Raw genomic sequence first — 22,684 nt, 5'->3', positions numbered from 1 at the left:
CTCCTTTGTTTTGTGTTATGCCTAATCTCCCTATCAGGCATTGATACCAGGTTGCACCGTCTATGTTTTCTGGGAATACCAGTTGCCGCTGCAACCATCCTGTCCCGAACATCGGAACACGATGCTTACAGCCGCTCCCATCAGTTTTCAAAGAACCTTCCCGCCGCCGGGGCAAACCGGCGGGGGAATACGATCTATCTCCCTAACGCAATAGCTGGAGAATGCCCTGCATCCTGGCATTCGACTGAGCCAGCATCGCGGTACCACTCTGAACAAGTATCTGATTCTTCGTAAAATCGACCATGACCTCCGCCATGTCCGCGTCACGAATGCGGCTTTCGGAGGCCTGAATGTTTTCATACGCGTTCATGAGACCCTTCGCCGTATGTTCCAGGCGATTGTAATACGCACCGAGATTTGCCCGCTGTTTTGAAATCAGCTTGAGCGCATTGTCGAACACGCCGATATTCCTATTGGAGTACTCTGCGGTCGAAAGCGTCACCGGCTCGCCGGTGAAGTCCTTGAGCTTGAGCGCGAAGGCCGTCATCGTCTGGATATAGACCCGAACCCGCTGGTGCATGTTGGGACCCACGTGAAACCACATTGACCCCGTATGGCTTCCCCGCCCGAAATCTCCCTGCAGGAGCTTCATCTTGTTGAACTCCGCCTGCGAGGCTATCCGGTCCACCTCATCGACCAGCTGGGAAACCTCCACCTGGATAAGCTGCCTGTCTTCCATGGTATAAATACCGTTTGATGACTGGACGGCGAGAACCCTCATGCGTTGAATGATGTCGGAAACCTGCTGGAGATAACCTTCGGCGGTTTGGATCATCGACATGCCGTCTTCCGTGTTCCGTTCGGCCTGGCGTAATCCCATGATTTGCGAGCGCATCTTCTCGGAAACTGCAAGTCCGGAGGCGTCGTCCCCGGCCCGGTTTATCCTCATGCCGGAGGAGAGCATCTCCATGTTCCTGTCCACTTCCCAGTGCTTGAACTTGAGCACACGATGTGCATTGACTGCAGAAAGGTTGTGGTTGATGATCATTGATTCCTCCATGAATCAAGACTGCGACTCCGGCGACCTCCGTGCCACCGTGCTTGGGATTTTTCCCTTACAGATTATTAGTCGGTGAGAGATGAGACGGAATTGAAGGCGATTTTAGGCTGATATTCTGGAATATATCCGTATATATAATAATATGGCTCTATTTTAACCAGTTTAGACCCATTTCGACATTTTTTGCATAATTCCCCTCATTGCTCAAATCGGCATTTGGCAATTTTCCATGAGCAAAAACTTTTATCCCTTTGCCCGATAAGCTCTTTTTTACATCCTTGTAAATAATCACCCTGGTCGATTTAAATTGCAGATTTGTTATTGATGTAATTTACACAATCTGGCAATTGTGTCATAATCTCCATGGCGTGGAGACAGATGTGCCATATAAAAACTGCGGAAGGGAAGCGTCGCATGACCTGAATCACCATTAAATTTCTGCGAAGGAGATTTGACCATGGCTACCCTTTTTAAATTCCGGATAAAAGGACTTCGCGAGCGCATAAATTTTTTCATACTTCTATCTGCGATAATCCCGCTTTTATTATCCATCATCCTTTTCTACGTCACATCGAGACAGGCTATCCTTTCCCTTGCGGAAGAGGATATGAAAAATGCCGTTCAAAACATTGTACGGGTATGCGAAATTCAAAGCGAGGAAGTGGATGCGCGTCTTCAACAGGATATCGATCGATCGTCCGGCGCTGCCAGGGCGGTGCTTGCTGAGTATCGGAACATCCTGCTGAGCCCCCAGAAAACCACGGCAAAGATCACGAACCAGGACAGTCTGGAGGAAAGTCAGGTTGACCTGCCCGAGATGAAATCCGGCGCTACGGTCTTTTTGAAAAACACCGCTATCGTAGACCAGATCGTAGACCGAATCGGTAATCCCGAAGCCACTGCGACCATATTCCAGCTCCACGAAGACAAGCTGATACGCGTTTCCACTAATGTAAAATCCGAAACGGGTGGACGCGCGATCCTGACCTACATCCCGTCCAGTTCCATCGTTTTCAAGACGATCATGGAAGGTAAAACCTACAGGGGAAGGGCAATCGTTGTCAATAAATGGAAGATTACCTGCTATGAGCCTATACGCGCCGCCAACGGAGCCGTTATCGGGGCGTGGTATATCGGAATACCCGCACCTAAAACCGCCGTCTTCGATATGATTGCAAAAAACAGGATAGGCGCGAGCGGGTACATCTATGTGATTAATTCCACGGGGCAAGCGATCGCGCATCCGAGCCTCCGCGGGAAGAGCATGTACGATATCAAGGACTCTCAAACCGGGCAGCTTTTCATCCGGGATATCATCGACCGGAAGGAAGGAACGATAATTTATTCCTTCGAAGAAGGTTCTTCAGAAGAGAAGAAAATCGCGAGCTTCACTACCTTCGATAAATGGGACTGGCATATTGTGGCCGCGGTAACCTACCGCGATATTCTGGCTCCTATCAATCGACTACTTTACCTTTCGCTGGCGCTGCTGATCGGTTTCGCGGTGGTCCTTGTATTCAGCAGCAGAATCCTCGCTAAGCGGCTTACCGGACCCTTCAGAAAAATCATCGACACCGCCGTTATGATAAGCAACGGGAACCTCAGCACCTTCATTCCGCAGCCCCACTACGTAAAATGCGTCGAGGAGAAAAACTGCACCCGCGAAGACTGTCCCGCGCACGACTCTCGCAACAAGGCATGTTGGCGAATCGAGGGAACGCTGTGTGACGACGGGAGAACTATTGAGCAATCAGGCAAACTGGAGTTATGCAGCACGTGTGAGGTGTATAAAAAATCCATTCGTAACGAGATGGACGAGCTCATCGAGGCGGTCAACAACATGATTGTCAACTTCCGCACCCTCATGGAATCCATCAGGTCTATCAGCGATGAGCTCAACAACAGCACTATCGTCCTGTCTGAGGTGAGTGCCAAAGTGGACCTGGAATCCAGGAACCAGGCGGCCGCGATAGAGGAAACGAGTTCCGTGTATGAGGAACTCACCGCCAGCATCGATAATGTCGCAGGCTCAACCAGGAAACAGGCCGAAAAGGTCAACCTGACGAACACTGCCATGGAATCGCTCTCGAACACGATTCACGTGGTGAATGACAATTCATTGAACGCGACCCGGAAGGGACGCGAGACCGTCCAGGAGGCACACAACACCGAAAGCATGCTCAAGACTTCCATCCAGAGTATCAACCAGATTTCCGAAAGCTCGAAAAGGATAGTCGATATCGTCGCCATCATCAACGATATATCGGACCAGATTAATCTCCTTTCGCTCAACGCTTCGATAGAAGCGGCACGCGCGGGAGAACAGGGGCGGGGATTCGCGATAGTCGCGCAGGAAATTTCCAAGCTCGCGGAAGCGACAGCGGCAAGCACCAAGGAGATCGAAGGTCTTATTAAAGCTGTGCGCGGCGATATAGAGACGGGCGCGGGGCTCGTCAAGAACACCGCTGTAGTGATTACCGGAATGATAAAAAATATAGAGGGGGCGGCCGGATTAATCGATCAGATCGCGGGACTCACGCGCGATCAAATCAGCGGAAGCGACCTGGTGCGCGCAGAGGTGAGCGACATTTACAGCGTTTCGGAACAGATCGCGCTCGCGACAGGAGAGCAGAAATCCACAAGCGCCGAAATCCTTAATACCGTTTCACATATCAGCGATTCGATCCAGGAACTTGCGGGTTCCTCACAAGCCATAACCGAATCGGTCGCTTCGCTGCACCGTCAGGCAGTCCAGCTTCAAAATATCATGAGCCGATACACAAGTTAAATGGGGTTTTCGTTCCGATAAGGTACGATCCTTCTAGGAAAGTGGGTTGACATATGTATTAATTTATATATCAAGAATCATAAATAATGACCACAAAAAGGCGCTCGCAGCCCCAATATCCGACTTTGATTATTCAAAAACAACAATTAATCTTGACACTTTTTGTCCGATAAATATAGTATACGAGGATGAGTATTTGTCAGTTTTTATAGATAGAACTCCCGCCGGGAGCATCTATGCGAGCGCGGGGACCGTGGAAGGTAATTATTACCCGATAGCGATCGGTTGGCTGCACGAAGCAGGTCCATCCGGGAGCACGTTTCAAGGCGGTAGCTGGAGTTCATGGGCTTAAATCCTTTTAAAGAATCCAATCTGAACGATCTGCAGAAGAACCTCCGGGATTTCTTTTCGGATCATTTCGGCGATCTTTCAGAACGCATGAAATTGCAGTGGGCGCTCATGGTCAAAAAAGGCCGGGAGCGGATCACCGTGATGTTCATCCCTCATTCCGAGAAAAAAATCGTCAATTTTCATATCTCGATTTTCGCCATATTCTCCTTCACGACGGCGCTCATAATCACCATCGTTATAACATCCATCATTATAGTGAATCATACCTCCACGGTGAAGGAGATATCGAAGCTCAAGATGTACGGCACAAACTCCAAGGAACAGATCGGCCGCTTCAAAGGCGAGATCAATGTACTCTACGATATTTTTCAGAAGCTGAAACCGGAAATCACACACCTGTATTCCCTCACCCCCGGGAGCAATGTCGATTCCCTGTGGGCCAAGGGCGGGGTTCCCAATCCCGACGGCGAAAACGTAACCTCCGACGAGGAATCGCCCCCCATCGAGGTCCTCAACATCGAGGAGATGGACAAGGAGCTTAAAACGACCAGGGAAGTTTTAAAGAAGGTCAAGACCTTCCTGGAGGCGCGCAAAAAGATCATCGAACACACCCCGTCGCTGTGGCCGGTCGACGGTTACATTATATCGAAATTCGGAGACCGCGTGTCCCCCTATACGTTCAGGAAGGAGTTTTCCCAGGGGGTGGAGATCGCCGGCTTCCCCGGCGCGGAGATACGCGCAACGGCGCCGGGAAAAATAGAAAACATCTGGTGGGATCCGGTTCTGGGGCTTTCCGTGTCCGTATCGCACAAGTACGGCTTCGAAACGGTGTATTCGCATTGCCAGCGTGTATCGGTGAACGTCGAACAGATGGTGGGAAAGGGCGAAATCGTCGCCTACGTGGGACGCACGGGCAAGGCGACCAGGCCGCTGTGCCTCTACCAGATTAAAATAGGGACCGAGTTCGTGGATCCCGCGCCATACCTCAACAAGATCGCCCAGTAATTAAATATGATCATGATACGACGGCTCAAGCTTTCCCTCTTTCAGCGCCGGACGCCCGGCAACTTGAACTCACACCGACTGTTCACACCTCCCAAGAACGACTTTCGTTGCCTGAGCTCTTAATCGAGGGGACTGTTCGGCCGATTCACGCAGCCGCGTGCGCCCTTCCCTCGCAGATGTCCTTTAGGCTCCTGAGCGCTTTGGGCCACATCTCCCCAAACATTTTTTCGTATTCCGGAGGCACACTGACGTCGACGTCCATGTGGGTGACACAGTCGCCGGCTGTAAAGGTGTAATTCTCGTCTGCCGGGGTCCATGCCTTCGCCTCGGGGCTCGTGAAATCCTCAATGCCGTCTTTAATTATTCCGAGATGCCTGATCGAGAGGAATTCATGTTTCCGGTTTTCGGCGATCTCGGAGCTCATTCCTCCTTCGCCGCCTGGACCAAGGAACCTGATCTTTGATCCTGTTTCCCACGAACCATCGTAATATGAGCCTTCCGCGAACGCGCTGGTCCACGCCTTGTATGTTTCGGGCCCGATAACGGTGTCCCATACTTTTTCCCTTGGCGCGTTAATCGTGACCGTAAAATGCAGATTTATCATATTGATCCTCCGCATGTGCGGGTGGATTGCCTGAATACTTGCATCCGTCCCCCGCTTTTTAACTTACAGAATTTTAAAAAATACTAATATAACAATTCAAAGACAACTATTATGTATAGACCCTGCTGAATTTTTATCGGATTTTGTAATTATGATTTCTTTCCGGCCTATTCCTGATTAAAGCTCCCGGACATTTGCCAGTTTCTCGAAGTGTGCTCCTCAAAGAAGCTGCCCTTCCCCGTCAAAAAGCCTCCGGGCAGAGGGCTTAAAATTTAAGGAATTCCAGTTGTGCAGTTTCAGCTTGCTGATTGACACAACTCTTGCTATTTTTCGCAAGGGGTGTGCCAAAAGCGTAACCATGCACGATTTAGAACAAGCACCATCCCTGCTGCGACAGCAGTAGGGATGTTTTCTATAAAGGAAGCTGCGATAAACACCAGAGAGTTTAGATTGAATGCTCTGTATAGGTTAAATGGTTAAAAATTCCGGACAGCCCGGACATGGATCCTGTCGTACTTAAATAAGATAAACGCTATGCCACCTCCCCAAAATTGCCGGCCATACGCGCCGTCCCCGGCGAGGCACTCCGTCGAACTCCAATAGCTGTTCACAGCATAACCGCCCACAAGATCTTTACTGGCGAATATTTTCTCAAGCTCGTATCTTGACGGCAGATACCAGTCTGTATAACCTCCTCCGTTATATGCTGCACATAACCCTGCTGCATAGGTAGTAAGTCCTGAATGTGACGGATCATTCTGATCTACAATTGCTTCTGTATTGGTAAGGCCTGTACCTATATCCGTGTTAGTTGTCCCGATCTTGTCTTGAGCTAAAGCCCATTCGAGATTACTTGCCTGATCAGATGCAGCAGCGATGAGGCCGTGAGTTTCACCTGGAACATACCCAGTGTCGCCTGACACGAAGAAATACGCGATCTTCCCTCCAAGATAATCCATTCCGATAGTCAGTAATCTGCACACAACCGCCGTCCGGGGTGATCCTGACATTACAAAACCTGCGGGGCTTATAACTTCAACAGAAACTGTCGCTCCATCGGCTACGGTTATGCCGGAAATCGCAAGTGTTCTTGTTATTCCTGTACCCGTTAAAGTCCCCTTTGCTGCACCGGTAACGGTAATGTCGTCCTCTGTCAATGTTGCAGGGTCAACACTAAATGTCAAAGTCAAGCTTGTTGTGTCAGCAGTGCCGGATGTTCCGCCTACCTGTGTTACACCGGAAAATATAACTGATGTATCATCGTCCGTTTCGCCGCCGCTGTCTCCCCCGGCGCAGCCGCCGGACATGGCGGTCAGTAATAAACTCAGCATGATAAAATAAAATAATTTTTTCATTTTCTGCATTGCTCCTCTTTAGATTCATTCCCATAATTTCTTCATATGATATTTTATTACTATAAAACAGGGAACCTTCAGAATTCAAGCCCGGGCGGAATGGACATACACTGAGAAGGAATGAACAGCAAGTGAAACGTCTTTTTATAAGAAATTTTCATGCTTGCAAGATCTGATATATAATATTCTTAAGAAATGAAAGCTCTAATATGAAAAAGAACCCGTTATATTTATATATTTATGCTGCGATCCTGCTTGCAGCCGCACCACTTTATTCCAACAACAGGGCGCTTCCCGTAGTTATTGACGGTATAAACGAAGTTTACCCCATAGGCCTCAACCTGGAAATCCTTGAAGACAAAAGCGGCAGGCTGGATTATTCCACTGTGAGTTCACCTGGCTACTCTTCAATGTTCATACCTTCGGAAAGGTCCATGCTCAATTTCCGGTTCTCAAGGTCCATCTACTGGGTAAGGTTCAGGGTCACTTTCCCCGAGACAGACAATCGGGGGAGTACCTGGTTTATAAAATATGGATGGCCTAACATATCGTCCGTAACCGCATATATACCGGAAACGAAAGGAGGCTACAGGAAAACTGAAACAGGCGCGTTTTATCCTGCAAGTTCAAGAGAGGTCCCCTATAAATCATATTTATTCAGGCTGGCCGCGCATCCCGGTGAAACTGTCCCGGTTTATATGCGTATTGAATCCGACGGGGTAATCATCATACCGCTTTCCATTTTATCTGAAAAAAAAGTATTCAGCGAAATGGAGCTGGACTTCATACTCAGAGGCGCTTTTACCGGCATAATGTTTTTAATACTCTTCTACCACCTGTTTCTTTACACAGCAGTAAGGGACAGGGACTATCTATATTTCACGCTGTTCATAATCTCCCAGATACTCTATTACGTTCTGAACGAAGGGCTTCAGTATTTCTTTGTTCTTCCCGCGGGGGAACAGGTACGCACTGTCATTATCATGCTTTTATCGTCAATAGCTGTCACATTGGCTACGGTCTTTTCAATCAGCCTGCTGAACCTCCGGGAGGATCTGCCCGCTGCAGCAAGGTTATTCTATGCGTTTATCTGCATCATTATGCTTCTGGCTTTTGCGGCTATCCTGCTTCCTCCCAAACTGGCCTGGAACATTTTCTTCCTGCTGACAATAACCGCCAACCTGATAATGGTAGCGGTCGCGGTAATAAGGCTTGTCCAGGGATACGATATCGCGGTTTACTTTGTTATCATTTATCTGCTCAATATGGTGAGCAATTTTTCAAATACCCTTGTGAGGATCGACCTTGTGCCGTTTAACATGTTTACCGAATATGCCCGGCCGGTTTTCTCGATCACGTCCGCTTTTATCATATCGTACGCCATAAGCCTCCGGATAAGGAGGATGGAGAAGGATAGGATTGCGGCCCAGGCCCTGGCTATAGAAAGCCTTGAAAAATCCGAAAGGCTGAAGGATGAGTTCCTTGCCAATACATCCCATGAACTTAAAACGCCGCTTCATGGAATTGTGGGACTCTCGGAGCTCATGCTTAAAAACAGAACTGAAAAGCTCGGTACGAAGACCAGGGAGAACATTTCGCTCATCTCCGGTAGCGGAAGAAGGCTTATGTCACTGGTAAACGACATACTGGACTTTTCCAGCATAAGGTCCGGCAGTCTGGCTATCAGTACAGTACCGGTTGAACTGCGCGGAACTGTATCCTCCGTGTTCTCGCTTCTCCAGCCCGTGACCGAGGGTAAGGCCATTGAATTGCGCAACAGCATCCCGATAGACTTCGCGGCCGTATCTGCAGACGAGGTACGAATACGCCAAATATTGACCAACCTTGTGGGGAACGCGCTCAAGTTCACGTCATTCGGTGTTATCGAAGCTTCTTCCCTGGTCAACAGTGAAGGCATGGCAGAGATATCCGTAAGCGATACCGGTAACGGCATCGGGCCTGAAGATTTTGAACGCATTTTCAATGCGTTCGAACAGTTGGGAGATTCAATATCCCGTTCCAGGGGCGGCACGGGCCTTGGTCTTGCAATTACAAAAAAACTTGTGGAACTACACGGAGGCACCATCAGCGTGAAATCCGAACCGGGGAAAGGTTCGACCTTTACCTTTACACTTCCTGTGGCTACTACTAACGCGTTACAGGATAATACACGCCCGGGACATGAACACATGCTACACGGCACAATTACAGGACTCCGGGCCGCAGTTTCATCTGATTCCGGTTTTGAACATGCTGACATCGGGCAAAAAACAGGACCGACCATTCTTGTCGTCGATGATGACCCTGTCTCTGTGAAGATACTTAACGATTTTCTTTCCGGCCTGAACTACTGCATATATACAGAGACTGAGGGCAGGGCTGCCCTTGAAAAACTGCAGGGTGATATAAAATTCGACCTGGTTCTCCTTGATGTGATGATGCCCGTCATTTCCGGATATGACGTTCTAAAGAGCATACGGATGAACCGGTCACGAGGAGAGCTCCCGGTCATACTGATAACCGCGAAATCACAGCTCGATGATATCAACAGGGGCTTTGAAGCAGGAGCAAACGATTACATAATAAAACCATTCAACATGGAGGAGCTCTCACTCCGCATAGAGAACATACTGAAACTGAAGAATGCGCTTCTTCCCGAAGAGCCCGGCCTCATGTTAAGAGAGAGGGGGACAAGCTGCATCATACCATACAGGGACATTGTATACCTTTCCTCATCGGGGAAAAAGACTGTAATCCACAAAACCGGCAGCGATGAGGAGGTCAATATGATGCTGAAATATATGGAGCGCAGGCTCCCGCGCACATTCGTAAGGATACACAGACAGTGCATAATAAACACTGCATACCTGGCCAGGGTAACACATATCGACAGCGGCCGCTACGAGGCATTCCTAAATGATGCTGACGATACGCGTCTTATTGTGAGCAGGGCATTGATGCCTAATCTAAAAAAATACCTGGAAGGTAAGGAGTGATTATACAAGTGGGGCGTCTCCCCTCGCCAGACACACCGGTCGCAGAGTGACGCCGCATTTTTCTATATAGGAATTATGATCTAGGAATTTCCGGCCTCTTCCTGGTTAAAGCTCCCGGCCATAAACCAGCTTCTCGGAAGTGTGCTCCTCAAAGAAGCTGCCCTTCCCCGTCAAAAAGCTTCCGGGCAGAGGGCTTAAATTTTATTTCATTGAAATAGAGAAAAGTATCTTTTTTGCTATATCGATTCTCGTTTTAACCTGTGAATCGTTCATATCGAAATTAACATGTATGTGAAATATAATTGTTTTTCCATTATTTCTTTTTATAATTAGCGAGTAATAAGGATTCCCTTCAGGAATTTTACCAGCTTTATAGTATGATTCTATGTTATTATGATTGTATGAAATAAATTCGTCGTAGTCCCTCTCCGCCCCGAGAGCTTTCATGGATGGGGATTTCCCTTCTTCTTCAATTTTCAAGCGATTCGCATAATCTTCATTTAAGAATAATATTCCAATCGTGTTTTCTCTGCTGATGAATTTGTACTCCTTCTCAAGAGTATTGATTTTATTTATTTTGCGCTTTTCTCCACCCATTGACTGATAATTAATATTATTTGGTATATAAAACACGATTTCTTCTAGTTTTGTGTACCGTATCCACTCTTTTGTTAGATATGAAACCTCATCTACTTTTACCCAACCAATATTTCCGTTTATTACTTTTACTTGGATTAAATTATTAACAATCTCCTCATCCATTACTTCAATTTTATCCATATACTTCAACATTTCTACTGGCATACTGCCGCTGGTATCTCTATATAATGCAACGTTATCGTTAATAACAATACCACCTTTAAAAGTAACTTTTGTTTGTTTATTATTGCAACTTCCAATAAGAATCAATACACATGCAACGATTCCCATTTTGCTTAATTTCATTCTAATTTCCTCCTCCATCAGTAGACCACAGATCCATTCTCGGGATCAACGCACCTCGGAATTTTAATCCAGCTCTTTGTTCTAGGATTATAAGCCTCATTAGTGAAAGGATTAATTATCTGTTCATGGTAATGAGGTCCAGTTGAATAAACTCCAGTAGCACCGCTGCGCCCTATCATGGTCCCTGGAAAAACGATTTTCCCAGCTTCAACATATCTTTCTGAAAAATGCATTCCTGTCGTTTCAATGCCAAATATATTCTTTGCTATTTATACATAGGAATTTGCGTCCTCGCCACGGTGATAGTGTCCCGACATAACCGTGTTCCTCGGAAGTGTGCTCCTCAAAGAAGCTGCCCTTCCCCGTCAAAAAGCCTCCGGGCAGAGGGCTTAGAATTTGCGAACGTCCTGAATCGAGCTTTTTTTAAAAGCCTGGGCAAAACGGCCATCGACCGTTCCACAGATTCTGCATAATGGTGATGAATAGTCAACAATAATCGAGAAGATTAGAAGGGTCATCCATAATAAAAACCCCGCACCATGGCGGGGTTTTTATTATTCATTGCGTGGAATTCTTCTACATGTCCTCTTCGCTGCGCTTGCTGATGAGAAGCTCGTCCGGCACCTCTTCGATGTGTTCGCCGATCTGCACCGCGAGGCGTGTGCCCACCACCCCCGGCCGGCACTTGAATTTTTTCCGCCCGCTTATCCTGAGCACCATGTCCGAGCTGATCTTGGTGTCGGGAAGCTTGACGACGTCGCCCACCGTAAGGTTCATTACCTCCTGCATGGTGACCTCGACCTCCCCTATTTCGGCGGAAATGGGAAGCTCAACGGATTCCAGACGTCCCTGGATGATCGTCATATTTTCGTCGGTAGCGCCCTTGCGTATGCTCGAATACCAGTACTGTGCTGAAAGCTTGGAAATGACGGGCTCGATGGTGATATACGGAATACAAAGGTTCGTCATTCCCTCGACCTCGCCCACCTTGGTTTCGAGCGTGATGAGCACGACCATGTCGTTCGGGGGTACAATCTGGGCGAACTGCGGGTTCGTTTCGATGTTTCCCAGCCGGGGACGCAGGTCTATCACGTTCGACCACGCCTCGCGAAGGTTCCCCAGGATGCGGACGATGATCCCCTCCATGACCGAAAGCTCGATATCGGTGAGCTCGCGGCTTATCTTCGCCGATTCGCCCAGTCCGCCGAAAAGTTTGTCGATGATGGTAAAGGTGATGGACGGGTCGATCTCGAGCACGGCGGATCCCTTGAGGGGGTCCATGTTGATGACGGCCAGGGTCGTCGGGTTGGGAATCGACCGGATGAATTCCTCGTAGGTGAGCTGGTCCACCGAGGCCACGTGCACGGACACGAGGGCGCGCAGCTGCGCCGAGAGCGCGGTGGTAGTGAGGCGCGCGAAGGTCTCGTGCATCATCTGGAGCGTACGAATCTGGTCCTTGGAAAACTTGTCGGGACGCCGGAAGTCGTAAATCTTGACCTTCCGCTGCTCCTTTGCGGCGCTGTAGTCCGTCGTGTCCACCTCTCCGGTGGAAATCGCGGTCAATAGCGCATCAATTTCGTCCTGCGAAAGTATTTCGGTCATCTGGACTCACCCTTGTTCACCGTCGCCTCTATATCCGTACAAAGCCAGAAATCCCTGAATTTTTCAAGCGTATATCGGTACGTGTATGAAATAGGCTTCCTGGGGGCATACCTCTTGACCTGCACATCCACGTACGCGGCGCTTTTATCGTCCTCGATGGATTCCCTGAGCACGCGGAATTCCTTGATGTAATCGGTCCGCGGCCGCATGAGAAATTTATTAAAATCCTCGATGATTTTCAACTTTTCCATTTCGTCCGCGTTCGTATACATCTGTACGAACTGGGGATAGGCGTTGATAAACTTTTCGGCCCTCAGGTATTTGAAGAAATTGTTCCAATTGTTCTCCCGCTCGGCGCTCAGAAGCAGCACCACGACCTCGGAGGGCGCGAGCTCGCGCTTAATGCCCGCGATCACGCTCTTTCGCTCCCGGCCCGGGGAGCGCACAATTTTGAACGTGAGGGTGTTCTCGCTCATCAGGACTGCCTGGTCGCGGGCGTCGGGGTAAAAGTATCCCTTTACCCGATATTCGATGTCCATGTCGAGCGAGTACAGCGTCTTCAGGTTGATGGTGTGCACCATCGTCTCGTTGGGCATAAGGGTCAATTCGCGCGGATCGAGGTCGCGCACCACCTCGTCGAAATTCCGGTTCATCAGGCGATGGGGAACCGTGGTTTCCGCTTCCCTTCCCCCCGAATCCATCACTACGGGCTGGAAGGTGGTGTACGCGTTCGTGTGGCCGCTCGTGTCGTACACGCGGAAGCTTTCCTTCTTGTCCGAGTTATTTCGGATGACGATGTTCACCGTGACGGGCTCGTCCTCGGTAAAGACGAACCTGTCCATGCCGATCGTCACCCGGAACGGTGATCGTTCGACCGGGTCCTCCACCCTGACCGCATGTACTATCGATTCCCAGGCGGGGATTCCAGCCATAATGATGACGAACATGATGAGCTTTTTTATCTTCATGCGCACTGCGTGCCCTGTATACAATTCTCTGATATTATATCGGCAGAAAGACCCCCTACCCTGATGAAAAATATGGCCCTGCCGGGAGCCTTATCTGCGCATCCCCCGCGAGATAACCTCCCGGAGATTCGGAAGCTTGGGCTTGCGCTCGATCGTGAACAGCCCGTTTTTTTCCTGGAAGGTATCGGTGAACTGCGTGTAGCACAGGCCCTTGATCTCGTGATGCGCGGCGATGAGCTGCAGGTGTTTCTTGAGGAATTCCTCTAGCGGAAGCTCCTCGTGTGCGTACATGCCGAACCCGTATCCCCCAAACTCGCTGATTACAAGCGGCGATTCCGCATCCGCGCATCCCTTCAGGCAGGGGGTCTGGATGTTCTCCTTGCCCATGAGCATTTTCAGGAAATTGGGCCAGAGCGACGCCACGCGCACCCCTTTGGCAAGAAGCTCATAAAAGCGCCCCGTTTCATCCATGCGTGGGATATAGTGATGAATATCCATAACGTCGGTCTTCATGTGGTGAAAGCCGCTGTTGTCGATGATGAGATAGCCGGGGTACTGTTCCCTGCAGCGGGAATACAATTCCACGATCTCGTCGCGCGCCGCGCGGGAGCCGAATATATTGTAAATTCCCCAGCTCTCGTTGTAGAGAACGAGGGTGATCACGCTCGGGTGCAGCGCGTCCCGCTGCATCGCCTCCCTGAGCTGCATCTCGAGGGAGCGCAGGTTTTTCCGGGACGGCCAGTAATAGGACGGCATTTCCTCCCATACCAGGAAACCCAGCATATCGGCCCAGTAAAGGAACGCGGGATGTTCGAGCTTCTGGTGAAGCCTGCACCCGTTGAAGCCCGCCGACTTCATGAGCTGTACGTCGGCGCGGAATTCCGCACGGTTGACCGGCGTGTAATGTCCCCGCGGGTAGTATCCCTGGTTCAGTAAAAGCGTCTGGTAGAGTTTCTTCTTATTCAGGAAAATTTCACCGCCCGCGGCCTCGATGGACCTGGCCCCGAACAGGAGATATATCCTGTCATATTCGCTGGTCCCCGTGGTCAGGATGATCTCAACCGGGTGCAGCGCGGGGTATTCCACGCTCCATTTTTCGAACACCTTCTCCGGGATCTCGAACTCGACGTGCCCGGCACCCATTGGATCGAGCGCCGATATTTCCAGCTGCTCATACCGCGCCTTTTTATCCGGGGTGCGGTCCTTACCATACACCTGGGCCTGATAGACCCGGCATATCGCGCGCACGCTTCCATGGACCGCCGAGCCGGTTCCCCTGATGCCCGCGAAAAAAATCACGTTCCTGTTCCCGTCGCGCCTGCACCAGAACGATTCGATGTGCACCGCGCCGACGGGTTCGATCCACACGTCCTGCCATATCCCGGTACAGCCCGGGTACCATACCATGAACGGTTTTTTCAGGAATGTCTGCTTGCCGCGGACCTGGCTCATCGAAAGCGAATCCTCGACCATCACCGCGAGTATATTGTCTTCCTGAAATCGTTCGACCGGGAACGAGAAGGGCGTGTACCCGCCCTCGTGAGAACCCAGGAGCTCGCCGTTCAACCAGACGCTCGCCCGGTAGTCCACGGCGCCGAATTTCAGGAGGCCGGTGCCCAGTCCCTGGGGACGCTTGAAATGCCTGAAATACCAGAAGCGCCCGGTTTTCATGATGCCCGCGGGCGTGAGCCCGCGCGGTGCGAGCGCCTCCTGGTTTATCTCCGATTCCAGGGAAAAGGGAACCCTTACCTTTACCGGGGTAACGCCCTCGACGGCGGTTCCGCCGAAAAGCCTCACTGCAAACTCCCTGTCGAACCACTGCTTGAGCATGCCCATCCCGCTTCTGTCCGGGCAGAGCAGCCATTCCCCGTTCAGGATGAACGAGGGGCTCCGGATGAATTCCGGGCGGGGAAAGACGTCCCTGCCCTCGCTTTTGAGCGCAGATTTAAGCGTGCAGCGTATCGGCTCCATATGATCTCACCCCGGTAAGATTGATAGCGTAGTATGCATCCGGCGCCTTAAAGTTCAATTCAAATCTTCCCCGCAATTTCTGCAAATGGCGTCGGCCGTTCGAACGCCGTCGACCGCGGAGCTCACGATCCCCCCCGCGTAGCCGGCGCCCTCGCCCGCGGGGTAAAGTCCCCGGTGAGACAGGGACTGGAAATCGTCTCCCCGCACGATGCGCACCGGGGACGAGGTCCGGGTTTCCGCGCCGATAAGAAGCGCCTCCCGGGTGATGTAGCCCTTCATGCGCGCATTGAAGCTTTTCAGCCCCGCCTCTATTTCGCGCGAAATCCACCCGGGGAAAAGCGTGCGCAGGTTCGCGGGCGTGACACCGGGATTGTACGAAGAACGGGGAAGGGATTCGTCGAGCCTGGATTCGAGAAACGACGTGAGGCGCTGCGCGGGGGCGCGGTAACCGCCCCGCCCGGCTTCAAAGGCGTTCCGTTCGATCTCCCGCTGGAACTCGACGCCTGAGAGCGCATCGGCCCCCAATGCCTCCGCCGACACCGCTACGACCACGGCCGCGTTGGAATACCCTCCGCTTCGCGCGGAACCGCTCATCCCGTTCGTGCAGAGCAATCCGTCCTCCGAGGAGGAGTTGATGATTTCGCCGCCGGGGCACATGCAGAACGTGTACACGCCGATCCCGGTTTCCCTGTCGTTATACGCAAGTTGGTAGTCGGCCGGCGGGAGCGTCCCCGCGCGCGCGGCCTTTCCGTACTGGATGAAATTTATAAGCTCTGCCGGGTGCTCCGCGCGAAGCCCCACGGCGAATCCTTTTTTCTCCATGCGGACGCCTTTCCCCTGGAGCATGTACAGCGTGTCACGGGCCGAATGCCCCGTCGCAAGAACCACGCTATCGGCTTTGATCTCGCCCCCGTGCGTCCCGACGACGCCTTTCGCGACGGCTCCCTCCGTCACGATGTCGATCACGCGTTCGCGGAAGACGAGCGCGCCACCAAGCCCGGTAATCCCGGCGCGGATGCTCTTTAGTATTTTAACCAGACGGTCCGTCCCCAGGTGGGGCTTCTGTTCGTACAGGATCGATTCCGGGGCCCCGTGGGCGACAAGCGTTTCGAATATCCACGCGGCCTCGGGCCGGCGGGTGCGCGTGGTGAGCTTGCCGTCCGAACAGGTCCCCGCGCCTCCCTCGCCGAAAAGCACGTTGCTTTCCGGATCGAGCGTTCCGTGGGACCTGAGCGCATTAATATCGTGCATCCGTTCCTCGACCGGTTTTCCCCGCTCGAGGATGGTAACCTGCGCCCCCGCGGCAAGGAGACGGAGCCCGCAGAATAGTCCCGCAGGTCCCGATCCCACGATTATTACGCGCAACGGCCTGTGGAGCCTTGGGACGGCCGGCAGGGGTTCCTGCGTCGCATGCGCTACCCCCTCGTGCCCGAGGAGCCTTTGGGCATCGTCGTCGGGAACCTCGCATTCCACGCGGTATCGATAGGCGATGCGCGACTTGTCCCTGGCATCCAGCGATTTGCGCGTGATCCTGGGCGAGACGGCATACGATATCTGGAATTTCCGGCGCAGGGCTTCACCGAGCGCGCTCTCGGGATCTCCCGGCGGAAGGAGGATATTGTCGAATACGAGTATCATGATTGGTGAACCCCCTGGGAAGAAAAGAATGGACAAACGGCCGCGCGCGCCGTAGAGTTATCTACTCAGCGCCCATTGAAGGGCGCACGGCAACCCTTTTTTCCTTCCGGGGATTTGCCTCGCGGCTCTCGACTATGCTATTTAGTAGCACACTGGTGTGTGCGACCCGATTTCCAGAACTTGTCAAGGGGGTATCTATGAAACGCCTGCTTCTGGTTTTTATGATGATTTTTTCGATGGTGTATGCGGGAACGGCGGTCGCGGGTGAACCGTCCTCCGAGCCCATCTTGAAGCTCAATACCAAAATGCACACGTCGAGCATATGGCGCATCGATATGGACACGCAGGGTTATTACCTTGTCACGGCGTCCGACGACAAGAGCGTCATGGTATGGAACGCGAAGACAGGTGAATACCTGAAGACCCTTCGCCCCCCCATCGACAAGGGCAACGAGGGCCGCGTGTACAGCAGCGCGATCTCAAAAGACGGCCGGTTCGTCGCGGCCTCTGGATGGACGGGCTGGGATTGGCACGCGCAGTGCTCAGTATATATCTTCAACACCTCGAGCGGCGAGATGGTCGCGCGGGTCACGGGACTGGACAGCGTGGTCTACGATCTGGAATTCTCCCCGGACGGAAAATTCCTCGCCGCGACCATGGGCAGGAACGGCGCGAAGATAATCAGCACCGCGAACTGGACGGTGACCGCGTCGCTTACTGGCTATTCCGACCAGAGCCACTGCGCCGCATTCGATAAAAAGGGCAACCTCGTGACCAGTTCTTTCGACGGTCACCTGCGCCTGTACGATTCCTCGTTCCAGCTCCAGAAGGATGTCCTGGTGCAGGGCGGGAAGAAGCCCTACGGGCTCGCGTTCAGCCCCGACGGGAAAAAGATCGCGCTGGGCTACCAGGATTCCCCGCGCGTGCAGGTCTTTGACGCCTCGAGCCTGGAACTGCTTTATGAGCCCGATATTGCCGGCGTCGACAACGGGAAGAATTTCCTTAACACGGTATGCTGGTCCAAAGACGGAAAGCAGCTCTACGCGGGCGGCTATTACATGATCTACGTCAACGGAAAGTGGTGGAGCCACATGCGCCGCTGGGAAAAAGAGGGGAAGGGCAAATTCAAGGACTTCCCGCTATGCCTGAATACCTGCTGGGACATCAAGACGCTCACCGACGACAGCTTCGTGTTTTCCGGGTATTACCCGGATTTCGGCCGGTTCGACCGGGACGGAAAACAGCTCTATTACAAGTCGAGCGAGGTTTTCAGCTTCGCCGACAACGACAAGAGCAAGCTGAAGATTTCCGATGACGGGTTTACCATAGGATTCGCTCCCTACTCCGGCGCTGCATATACCTTTTCGCTGCGCGAGCGCCAGCTCCTCGAAAAGCAGGCCAATTTCCCCGCGTCGGTAACATCGCGGGGGGGAATCACCATCACCGACTGGCTGAATTCCACCGCGCCGCGGCTAAACGGCACTCAACTCTCGTTCCTGGAAAAGTACGAGCGCTGCATCAGCGCGGATATATCCAGCGACGGCGGCACGATCGTGTTCAGCGCCGACTACAGCATCTACGGGCTTGACGCGAACGGGACCCAGAAATGGAAGATTACGGCACCCGGGACCGTGTGGTCGGTTAACATCGCCGACGGCAGGGAGGTGTTCGCCGCGACCTACAGCGACGGAACGGTCCGCTGGCACCGGCTTTCGGACGGCAGGGAGCTCCTGGCCCTCTTCGTCACGAATGACGGAAAGCGATGGGTGCTCTGGACCCCCTCCGGACATTACGACAGTTCGCCGGGCGGCCAGGACCTCATCGGCTGGCACGTGAACGAGGGGACCGACCGCACGGCAAGCTTTTATCCTGCCGGGCGCTTCGCAAGCACCACCTACAGGCCGGACATAGGCACCTATATCCTCGACCTGCTGGACGTCGATCTTGCGCTGCAAAAATCCGGAGAGTCCCGGGGGATTACGGACACGGGACGTAAAAACATTCTACAGTCGCTTCCGCCCACCGTGACGATACTCTCGCCGGAAAACGGCGCCACGATGACGAGCGCGCTGGTCCAGATCCAGGTGCTCATTAAAACCCCGGAAAACGATCCGGTGACCGAAATTCGAACCCTGGTGAACGGGCGCCCCTCGGGCGAGGACGTGCGCGGGATCATGATCCGCCCGCGCTCCAAGGCGGGAGAGCCCCATACCCTGAAGATCACCATCCCCGAGGGGGAGTGCGAAATCTCCATTCTCGCAAAAAACTCGATGGGATACAGCGAGCCCGCTACGGTGCGCATCATCTACGGACGGGTCACCACCTCCGGCGACGATGAATTCCTCATCAAGCCCAAGCTCTACATCCTCGCGATCGGCGTGTCTAATTACAACGATGAGAATCTGCGCCTGCGCTACCCCTCCAAGGACGCAAAGGATTTCACCGAGCTCATGGCGAAACAGAAGGGCGCCCTTTACCGTGACGTCGTGACAAACCTCATCACCGACGAAAAGGCCACGCGCGACAGCATACTCGAAGGCCTCGAATGGATACAGACCGAGACCACCTCGAAGGACGTCGCGATGATCTTTATCGCCGGTCACGGGATGAACGACAACAACGGCCACCTCTATTTCCTCCCCGCGGACGTGATCGTCGAAAAACTGAAACGGACCGGGCTTCCCACCGAGGAAATTTCCCGCACCGTCGCGGCGATCGCGGGAAAGGTGATATATTTCATGGACACGTGCCACTCGGGAAACATGACCGTGGCACGCCGGGGGGGCGACATCGATCTTACCCAGGCCCTGAACGAGCTTTCATCGGCGGAGAACGGCGCGATCGTATTCTGCTCCTCGTCGGGGAAACAGTATTCCCTGGAGAGCGAAAAGTGGGGAAACGGAGCCTTTACCAAGGCGCTGCTTGAGGGTCTCTCGGGCAAGGCCGATTACGTGGGGAAAAACAAGATTACCATAAACCAGCTCGACCTGTACCTCTCGGAGCGGGTAAAGGAGCTCACCAACGGCAAGCAGACCCCGGTCACGGCCAAGCCGGAAACCGTCAGGGATTTCACGATCGTCATCAAGAAGTGATATCCATAAAAAGTAGTTAACGGCACCATGGCCTGCGCACGATATTAGAGGGATCCCTATGGCTATGGATCAGGGAATTGCATATGGAAAATGATCGCAAGACACTCAGCCTCGCGAAGATCAGTTTTATCAACCAGAAAATCAATTCCAGCATGGAGCTTTCAACCCTGCTGAATGTGATTCTTGAAACGGGAAAGGAGATAGTCAACGCCGAGGGCTCCTCACTCCTCCTGGCCGACGGGGCTACGGGCGATCTCGTCTTCCTCGTGGTGCACGGCGATAAGCGCGAGGTCATCAAGGATCAGAAGGTGCCCCGGGGAAAGGGCATCGTGGGCATCGTCGCTGATACCGGCAAGCCGCTCATAGTGACGGACGCGCAGAATGACCCGAGGTTTTTCAAAGAGATCGACAGCAAATCGGAGTTTCACACCAAGAACCTGGTGTGCGTCCCGATGATGGTCATGGGGAAGCTCGTCGGCGTGCTCGAGGCGGTGAACGCGATCGGCCGTCAAGGCTTCGACGAAACCGACCAGCGGCTGCTTACCTATATCGCCGACCAGGCCGCCATAGCGCTTAATTACAGGAGCCTCGTGGACGAGCTCACCAGCCGTATCGACGAGCTTACCGCCCTTTACGAGATTTCGCAAACGCTCTCGGTCCTCAAATTCGACCATAATGTGCTCAACAACATCATGTCGTCGATTTCGAAGGCTTTGTCCTCGGAGCGAAGCTCCCTCATGCTCTACGACCAGGAGCGGAAAAAGCTCGTCCTCATCGCAAGCTACGGCCTGCCCGAAACAATCACCCCGGGCACACAAATCGATATTGACGACTCCGTCGCAGGGTACGTGTACAAAACCGGGGACCCGCTCATCGTCGTGGACAGGGCAAAGGATTTCCCCTTTCTTCCGGTGGATCCCACCCGGACCTACCGGACGAAATCCTTCATCGCGGCGCCGGTGAGGCACAACAACCAGACTATCGGGGTCCTGAGCATCACGGACAGGAAAGACAGTTCGATTTTCGATTCGATAAACCTCAGGGTGATCACGACCATCGCCAATCACGTCGCCGACGCGTACAGGAACATCGAGTATCTGAATAACATCGAGGCGCAGCGCCGGCTCGAGCAGGAGATCGACATCGCCGCGGAGATTCAGAGAAAGATCCTTCCCGCCATTCCGAAATCTTTCAGGACGCACCGGATGGCCGCGTTCAACAAGCCCGCGAAGGAGGTTGGCGGCGACTTCTACGATTTTTCCCGCATAGACGAAAACAAGTACGCGGTGCTTATCGGCGACGTCTCGGGAAAGGGTATTCCTGCCGCGCTGTTCATGGGGTCGGCGCGCAACATCGTGAGGGCCGAGATGCGCATCAACAACCAGCCCGCGACGCTCCTTGCGCATTCCAACAAGTACGTGCGCGAGGACTCGGAGCACGGCATGTTCGTGACGCTCTTCTACATGCTGGTGGATACCCATAACAGCATCATAAACTACGGATGCGCGGGCCACAATCCGCCGCTCCTTATCCGGAATAAAACCAGGGAAATCGTGAAACTGAACGCGCGCGGCAAGGCCCTCGGCATTGCCGCGGAGTCGGCGTTCGAGGAGCGCATCATACTCTTCGAGCCGGGCGATATGCTCATTTTGTTCACCGACGGCGTCCTCGAATACCTGGGCGACCGTGACATCGACGAGGGCGAGGAAAGGCTCATCGAAATCGCCCTCGGCAATTTTGAAAAATCCCCCGTGGAGCTTATCGGCCTGCTGGAAGAAAAGCTGAGCGAGAAGTCACTACACAGCGATTTCATGGATGATTTTACCATTCTCTTTTTCAAGTTTTAATTTCCGGAGCGGCTGGTCTGAAAATGAAGCATTACCGAACAATATTCGTCGTCGTGGGCATTGCGATACTCCTCCTGCTTTTTTACAGCTTCGGCGTGGAAAAAACCCTGAGCGACATCATCGAAATGGGATGGAATTTCTGGATCATCGTCGCGATCTTCCTTTTCAATAATATCTTCATGACCTACGCCTGGCGGATACTCATCAACCATCCGCTCGATCGCTCGCATTACCCTAAACTGCTGCTCGCGCGTATCGCAGGGGATTCCACGTCCTCCGTGAACGCCATCGCCACGTTTGCCGGGGAGGCCCTGCGCGCCATCTATGTCAAGGACATCATTCCCTTCAGGATAGGCCTCGCCTCCGTGGTGCTCGACCGGACCATCCATATCGTGTCGACGGTGCTCATGACGCTTACCGGGATACTCATCGGGTTTTTCGTGCTCAATATCCCGATCTATG

General features: G+C 52.6%; 15 protein-coding genes. 6 read left to right on the top strand and 9 right to left on the bottom strand.

The annotated features are described in order from the left end of the window. Window positions 1–202: 202 nt before the first annotated feature. Window positions 203–1,048, bottom strand: a complete 846-nt coding sequence (locus EPN93_05260; protein TAL37879.1) for a flagellin — start codon at window positions 1,046–1,048, stop codon at window positions 203–205. 469 nt (window positions 1,049–1,517) lie between these two features. Here EPN93_05260 and EPN93_05255 point away from each other — a divergent pair, with 469 nt between their 5' ends. Both EPN93_05255 and EPN93_05250 read left to right on the top strand, forming a co-directional pair. Continuing rightward, window positions 1,518–3,848: a hypothetical protein gene (locus EPN93_05255; protein ID TAL37878.1), complete on the top strand. Its 2,331-nt coding sequence runs from the start codon at window positions 1,518–1,520 to the stop codon at window positions 3,846–3,848. A gap of 342 nt (window positions 3,849–4,190) precedes the next feature. Beyond that, on the top strand, window positions 4,191–5,204 hold the full coding sequence (locus EPN93_05250) for a M23 family metallopeptidase (GenBank protein ID TAL37877.1): 1,014 nt from the start codon (window positions 4,191–4,193) through the stop codon (window positions 5,202–5,204). A gap of 145 nt (window positions 5,205–5,349) precedes the next feature. Here EPN93_05250 and EPN93_05245 read toward each other — a convergent pair whose 3' ends face one another. Together EPN93_05245 and EPN93_05240 are read right to left on the bottom strand one after the other, a co-directional pair. After that, on the bottom strand, window positions 5,350–5,823 hold the full coding sequence (locus EPN93_05245) for an SRPBCC domain-containing protein (protein TAL37876.1): 474 nt from the start codon (window positions 5,821–5,823) through the stop codon (window positions 5,350–5,352). A 461-nt stretch (window positions 5,824–6,284) separates the two neighbouring features. Then, window positions 6,285–7,172 (bottom strand): DUF1566 domain-containing protein, encoded by an 888-nt coding sequence (locus tag EPN93_05240; protein ID TAL37875.1) that lies wholly within the window; start codon window positions 7,170–7,172, stop codon window positions 6,285–6,287. A 200-nt stretch (window positions 7,173–7,372) separates the two neighbouring features. On the opposite strand from EPN93_05240, the gene EPN93_05235 reads away from it, so the two are divergent. After that, window positions 7,373–10,159 carry a response regulator gene (locus EPN93_05235; protein TAL37874.1) on the top strand — a complete coding sequence of 929 codons (2,787 nt, stop codon included), beginning with the start codon at window positions 7,373–7,375 and terminating at the stop codon, window positions 10,157–10,159. A gap of 201 nt (window positions 10,160–10,360) precedes the next feature. Here the strand turns inward: EPN93_05235 and EPN93_05230 are convergent, their stop codons facing one another. The 6 genes from EPN93_05230 to EPN93_05205 form a co-directional block, all read right to left on the bottom strand. Then, entirely contained in the window at window positions 10,361–11,104 is a 744-nt protein-coding gene (locus EPN93_05230; GenBank protein TAL37873.1) for a hypothetical protein, read from the bottom strand. A 17-nt stretch (window positions 11,105–11,121) separates the two neighbouring features. Further along, window positions 11,122–11,337: a hypothetical protein gene (locus tag EPN93_05225; GenBank protein ID TAL37872.1), complete on the bottom strand. Its 216-nt coding sequence runs from the start codon at window positions 11,335–11,337 to the stop codon at window positions 11,122–11,124. Between the two features lie 343 nt (window positions 11,338–11,680). Beyond that, on the bottom strand, window positions 11,681–12,706 hold the full coding sequence (gene fliM, locus EPN93_05220) for a flagellar motor switch protein FliM (protein TAL37871.1): 1,026 nt from the start codon (window positions 12,704–12,706) through the stop codon (window positions 11,681–11,683). Next, window positions 12,703–13,674, bottom strand: coding sequence for a hypothetical protein (locus EPN93_05215; protein ID TAL37870.1), 972 nt, complete (start codon window positions 13,672–13,674; stop codon window positions 12,703–12,705). Before EPN93_05215 ends, fliM begins: the two co-directional genes overlap by 4 nt. A gap of 90 nt (window positions 13,675–13,764) precedes the next feature. Beyond that, complete coding sequence (locus tag EPN93_05210) at window positions 13,765–15,645, bottom strand: hypothetical protein (GenBank protein ID TAL37869.1); 1,881 nt, start codon at window positions 15,643–15,645, stop codon at window positions 13,765–13,767. A 54-nt stretch (window positions 15,646–15,699) separates the two neighbouring features. Further along, window positions 15,700–17,283, bottom strand: a complete 1,584-nt coding sequence (locus EPN93_05205) for an FAD-binding protein (GenBank protein TAL37868.1) — start codon at window positions 17,281–17,283, stop codon at window positions 15,700–15,702. 134 nt (window positions 17,284–17,417) lie between these two features. Between EPN93_05205 and EPN93_05200 the strand changes: the two genes are divergently transcribed. The 3 genes from EPN93_05200 to EPN93_05190 all read left to right on the top strand — a co-directional run. Continuing rightward, the gene (locus tag EPN93_05200; protein TAL37867.1) at window positions 17,418–20,375 is read left to right on the top strand and encodes a hypothetical protein; all 2,958 of its coding nucleotides are present in this window, start codon (window positions 17,418–17,420) and stop codon (window positions 20,373–20,375) included. Window positions 20,376–20,458: 83 nt separating this feature from the next. After that, window positions 20,459–22,222 (top strand): GAF domain-containing protein, encoded by a 1,764-nt coding sequence (locus EPN93_05195; GenBank protein TAL37866.1) that lies wholly within the window; start codon window positions 20,459–20,461, stop codon window positions 22,220–22,222. Window positions 22,223–22,245: 23 nt separating this feature from the next. Next, window positions 22,246–22,684, top strand: a 439-nt coding sequence (locus tag EPN93_05190; protein TAL37865.1) for a hypothetical protein, incomplete at its 3' end; no start/stop codon positions are given.

This window comes from Spirochaetota bacterium (genome assembly GCA_004297825.1).
GTDB lineage: Bacteria > Spirochaetota > UBA4802 > UBA4802 > UBA5368 > FW300-bin19.
Note: the sequence above shows the minus strand (reverse complement) of the source record. Positions and strands in the feature narration are given on the sequence as shown.

Coding starts and splice junctions, on each gene's coding strand:
- EPN93_05260 (TAL37879.1), bottom strand. CDS start 1,048: ATGATCATCAACCACAACCTTTCTGCAGTCAATGCACATCGTGTGCTC.
- EPN93_05255 (TAL37878.1), top strand. CDS start 1,518: ATGGCTACCCTTTTTAAATTCCGGATAAAAGGACTTCGCGAGCGCATA.
- EPN93_05250 (TAL37877.1), top strand. CDS start 4,191: ATGGGCTTAAATCCTTTTAAAGAATCCAATCTGAACGATCTGCAGAAG.
- EPN93_05245 (TAL37876.1), bottom strand. CDS start 5,823: ATGCGGAGGATCAATATGATAAATCTGCATTTTACGGTCACGATTAAC.
- EPN93_05240 (TAL37875.1), bottom strand. CDS start 7,172: ATGCAGAAAATGAAAAAATTATTTTATTTTATCATGCTGAGTTTATTA.
- EPN93_05235 (TAL37874.1), top strand. CDS start 7,373: ATGAAAAAGAACCCGTTATATTTATATATTTATGCTGCGATCCTGCTT.
- EPN93_05230 (TAL37873.1), bottom strand. CDS start 11,104: ATGAAATTAAGCAAAATGGGAATCGTTGCATGTGTATTGATTCTTATT.
- EPN93_05225 (TAL37872.1), bottom strand. CDS start 11,337: ATGCATTTTTCAGAAAGATATGTTGAAGCTGGGAAAATCGTTTTTCCA.
- fliM (TAL37871.1), bottom strand. CDS start 12,706: ATGACCGAAATACTTTCGCAGGACGAAATTGATGCGCTATTGACCGCG.
- EPN93_05215 (TAL37870.1), bottom strand. CDS start 13,674: ATGAAGATAAAAAAGCTCATCATGTTCGTCATCATTATGGCTGGAATC.
- EPN93_05210 (TAL37869.1), bottom strand. CDS start 15,645: ATGGAGCCGATACGCTGCACGCTTAAATCTGCGCTCAAAAGCGAGGGC.
- EPN93_05205 (TAL37868.1), bottom strand. CDS start 17,283: ATGATACTCGTATTCGACAATATCCTCCTTCCGCCGGGAGATCCCGAG.
- EPN93_05200 (TAL37867.1), top strand. CDS start 17,418: ATGCTATTTAGTAGCACACTGGTGTGTGCGACCCGATTTCCAGAACTT.
- EPN93_05195 (TAL37866.1), top strand. CDS start 20,459: ATGGAAAATGATCGCAAGACACTCAGCCTCGCGAAGATCAGTTTTATC.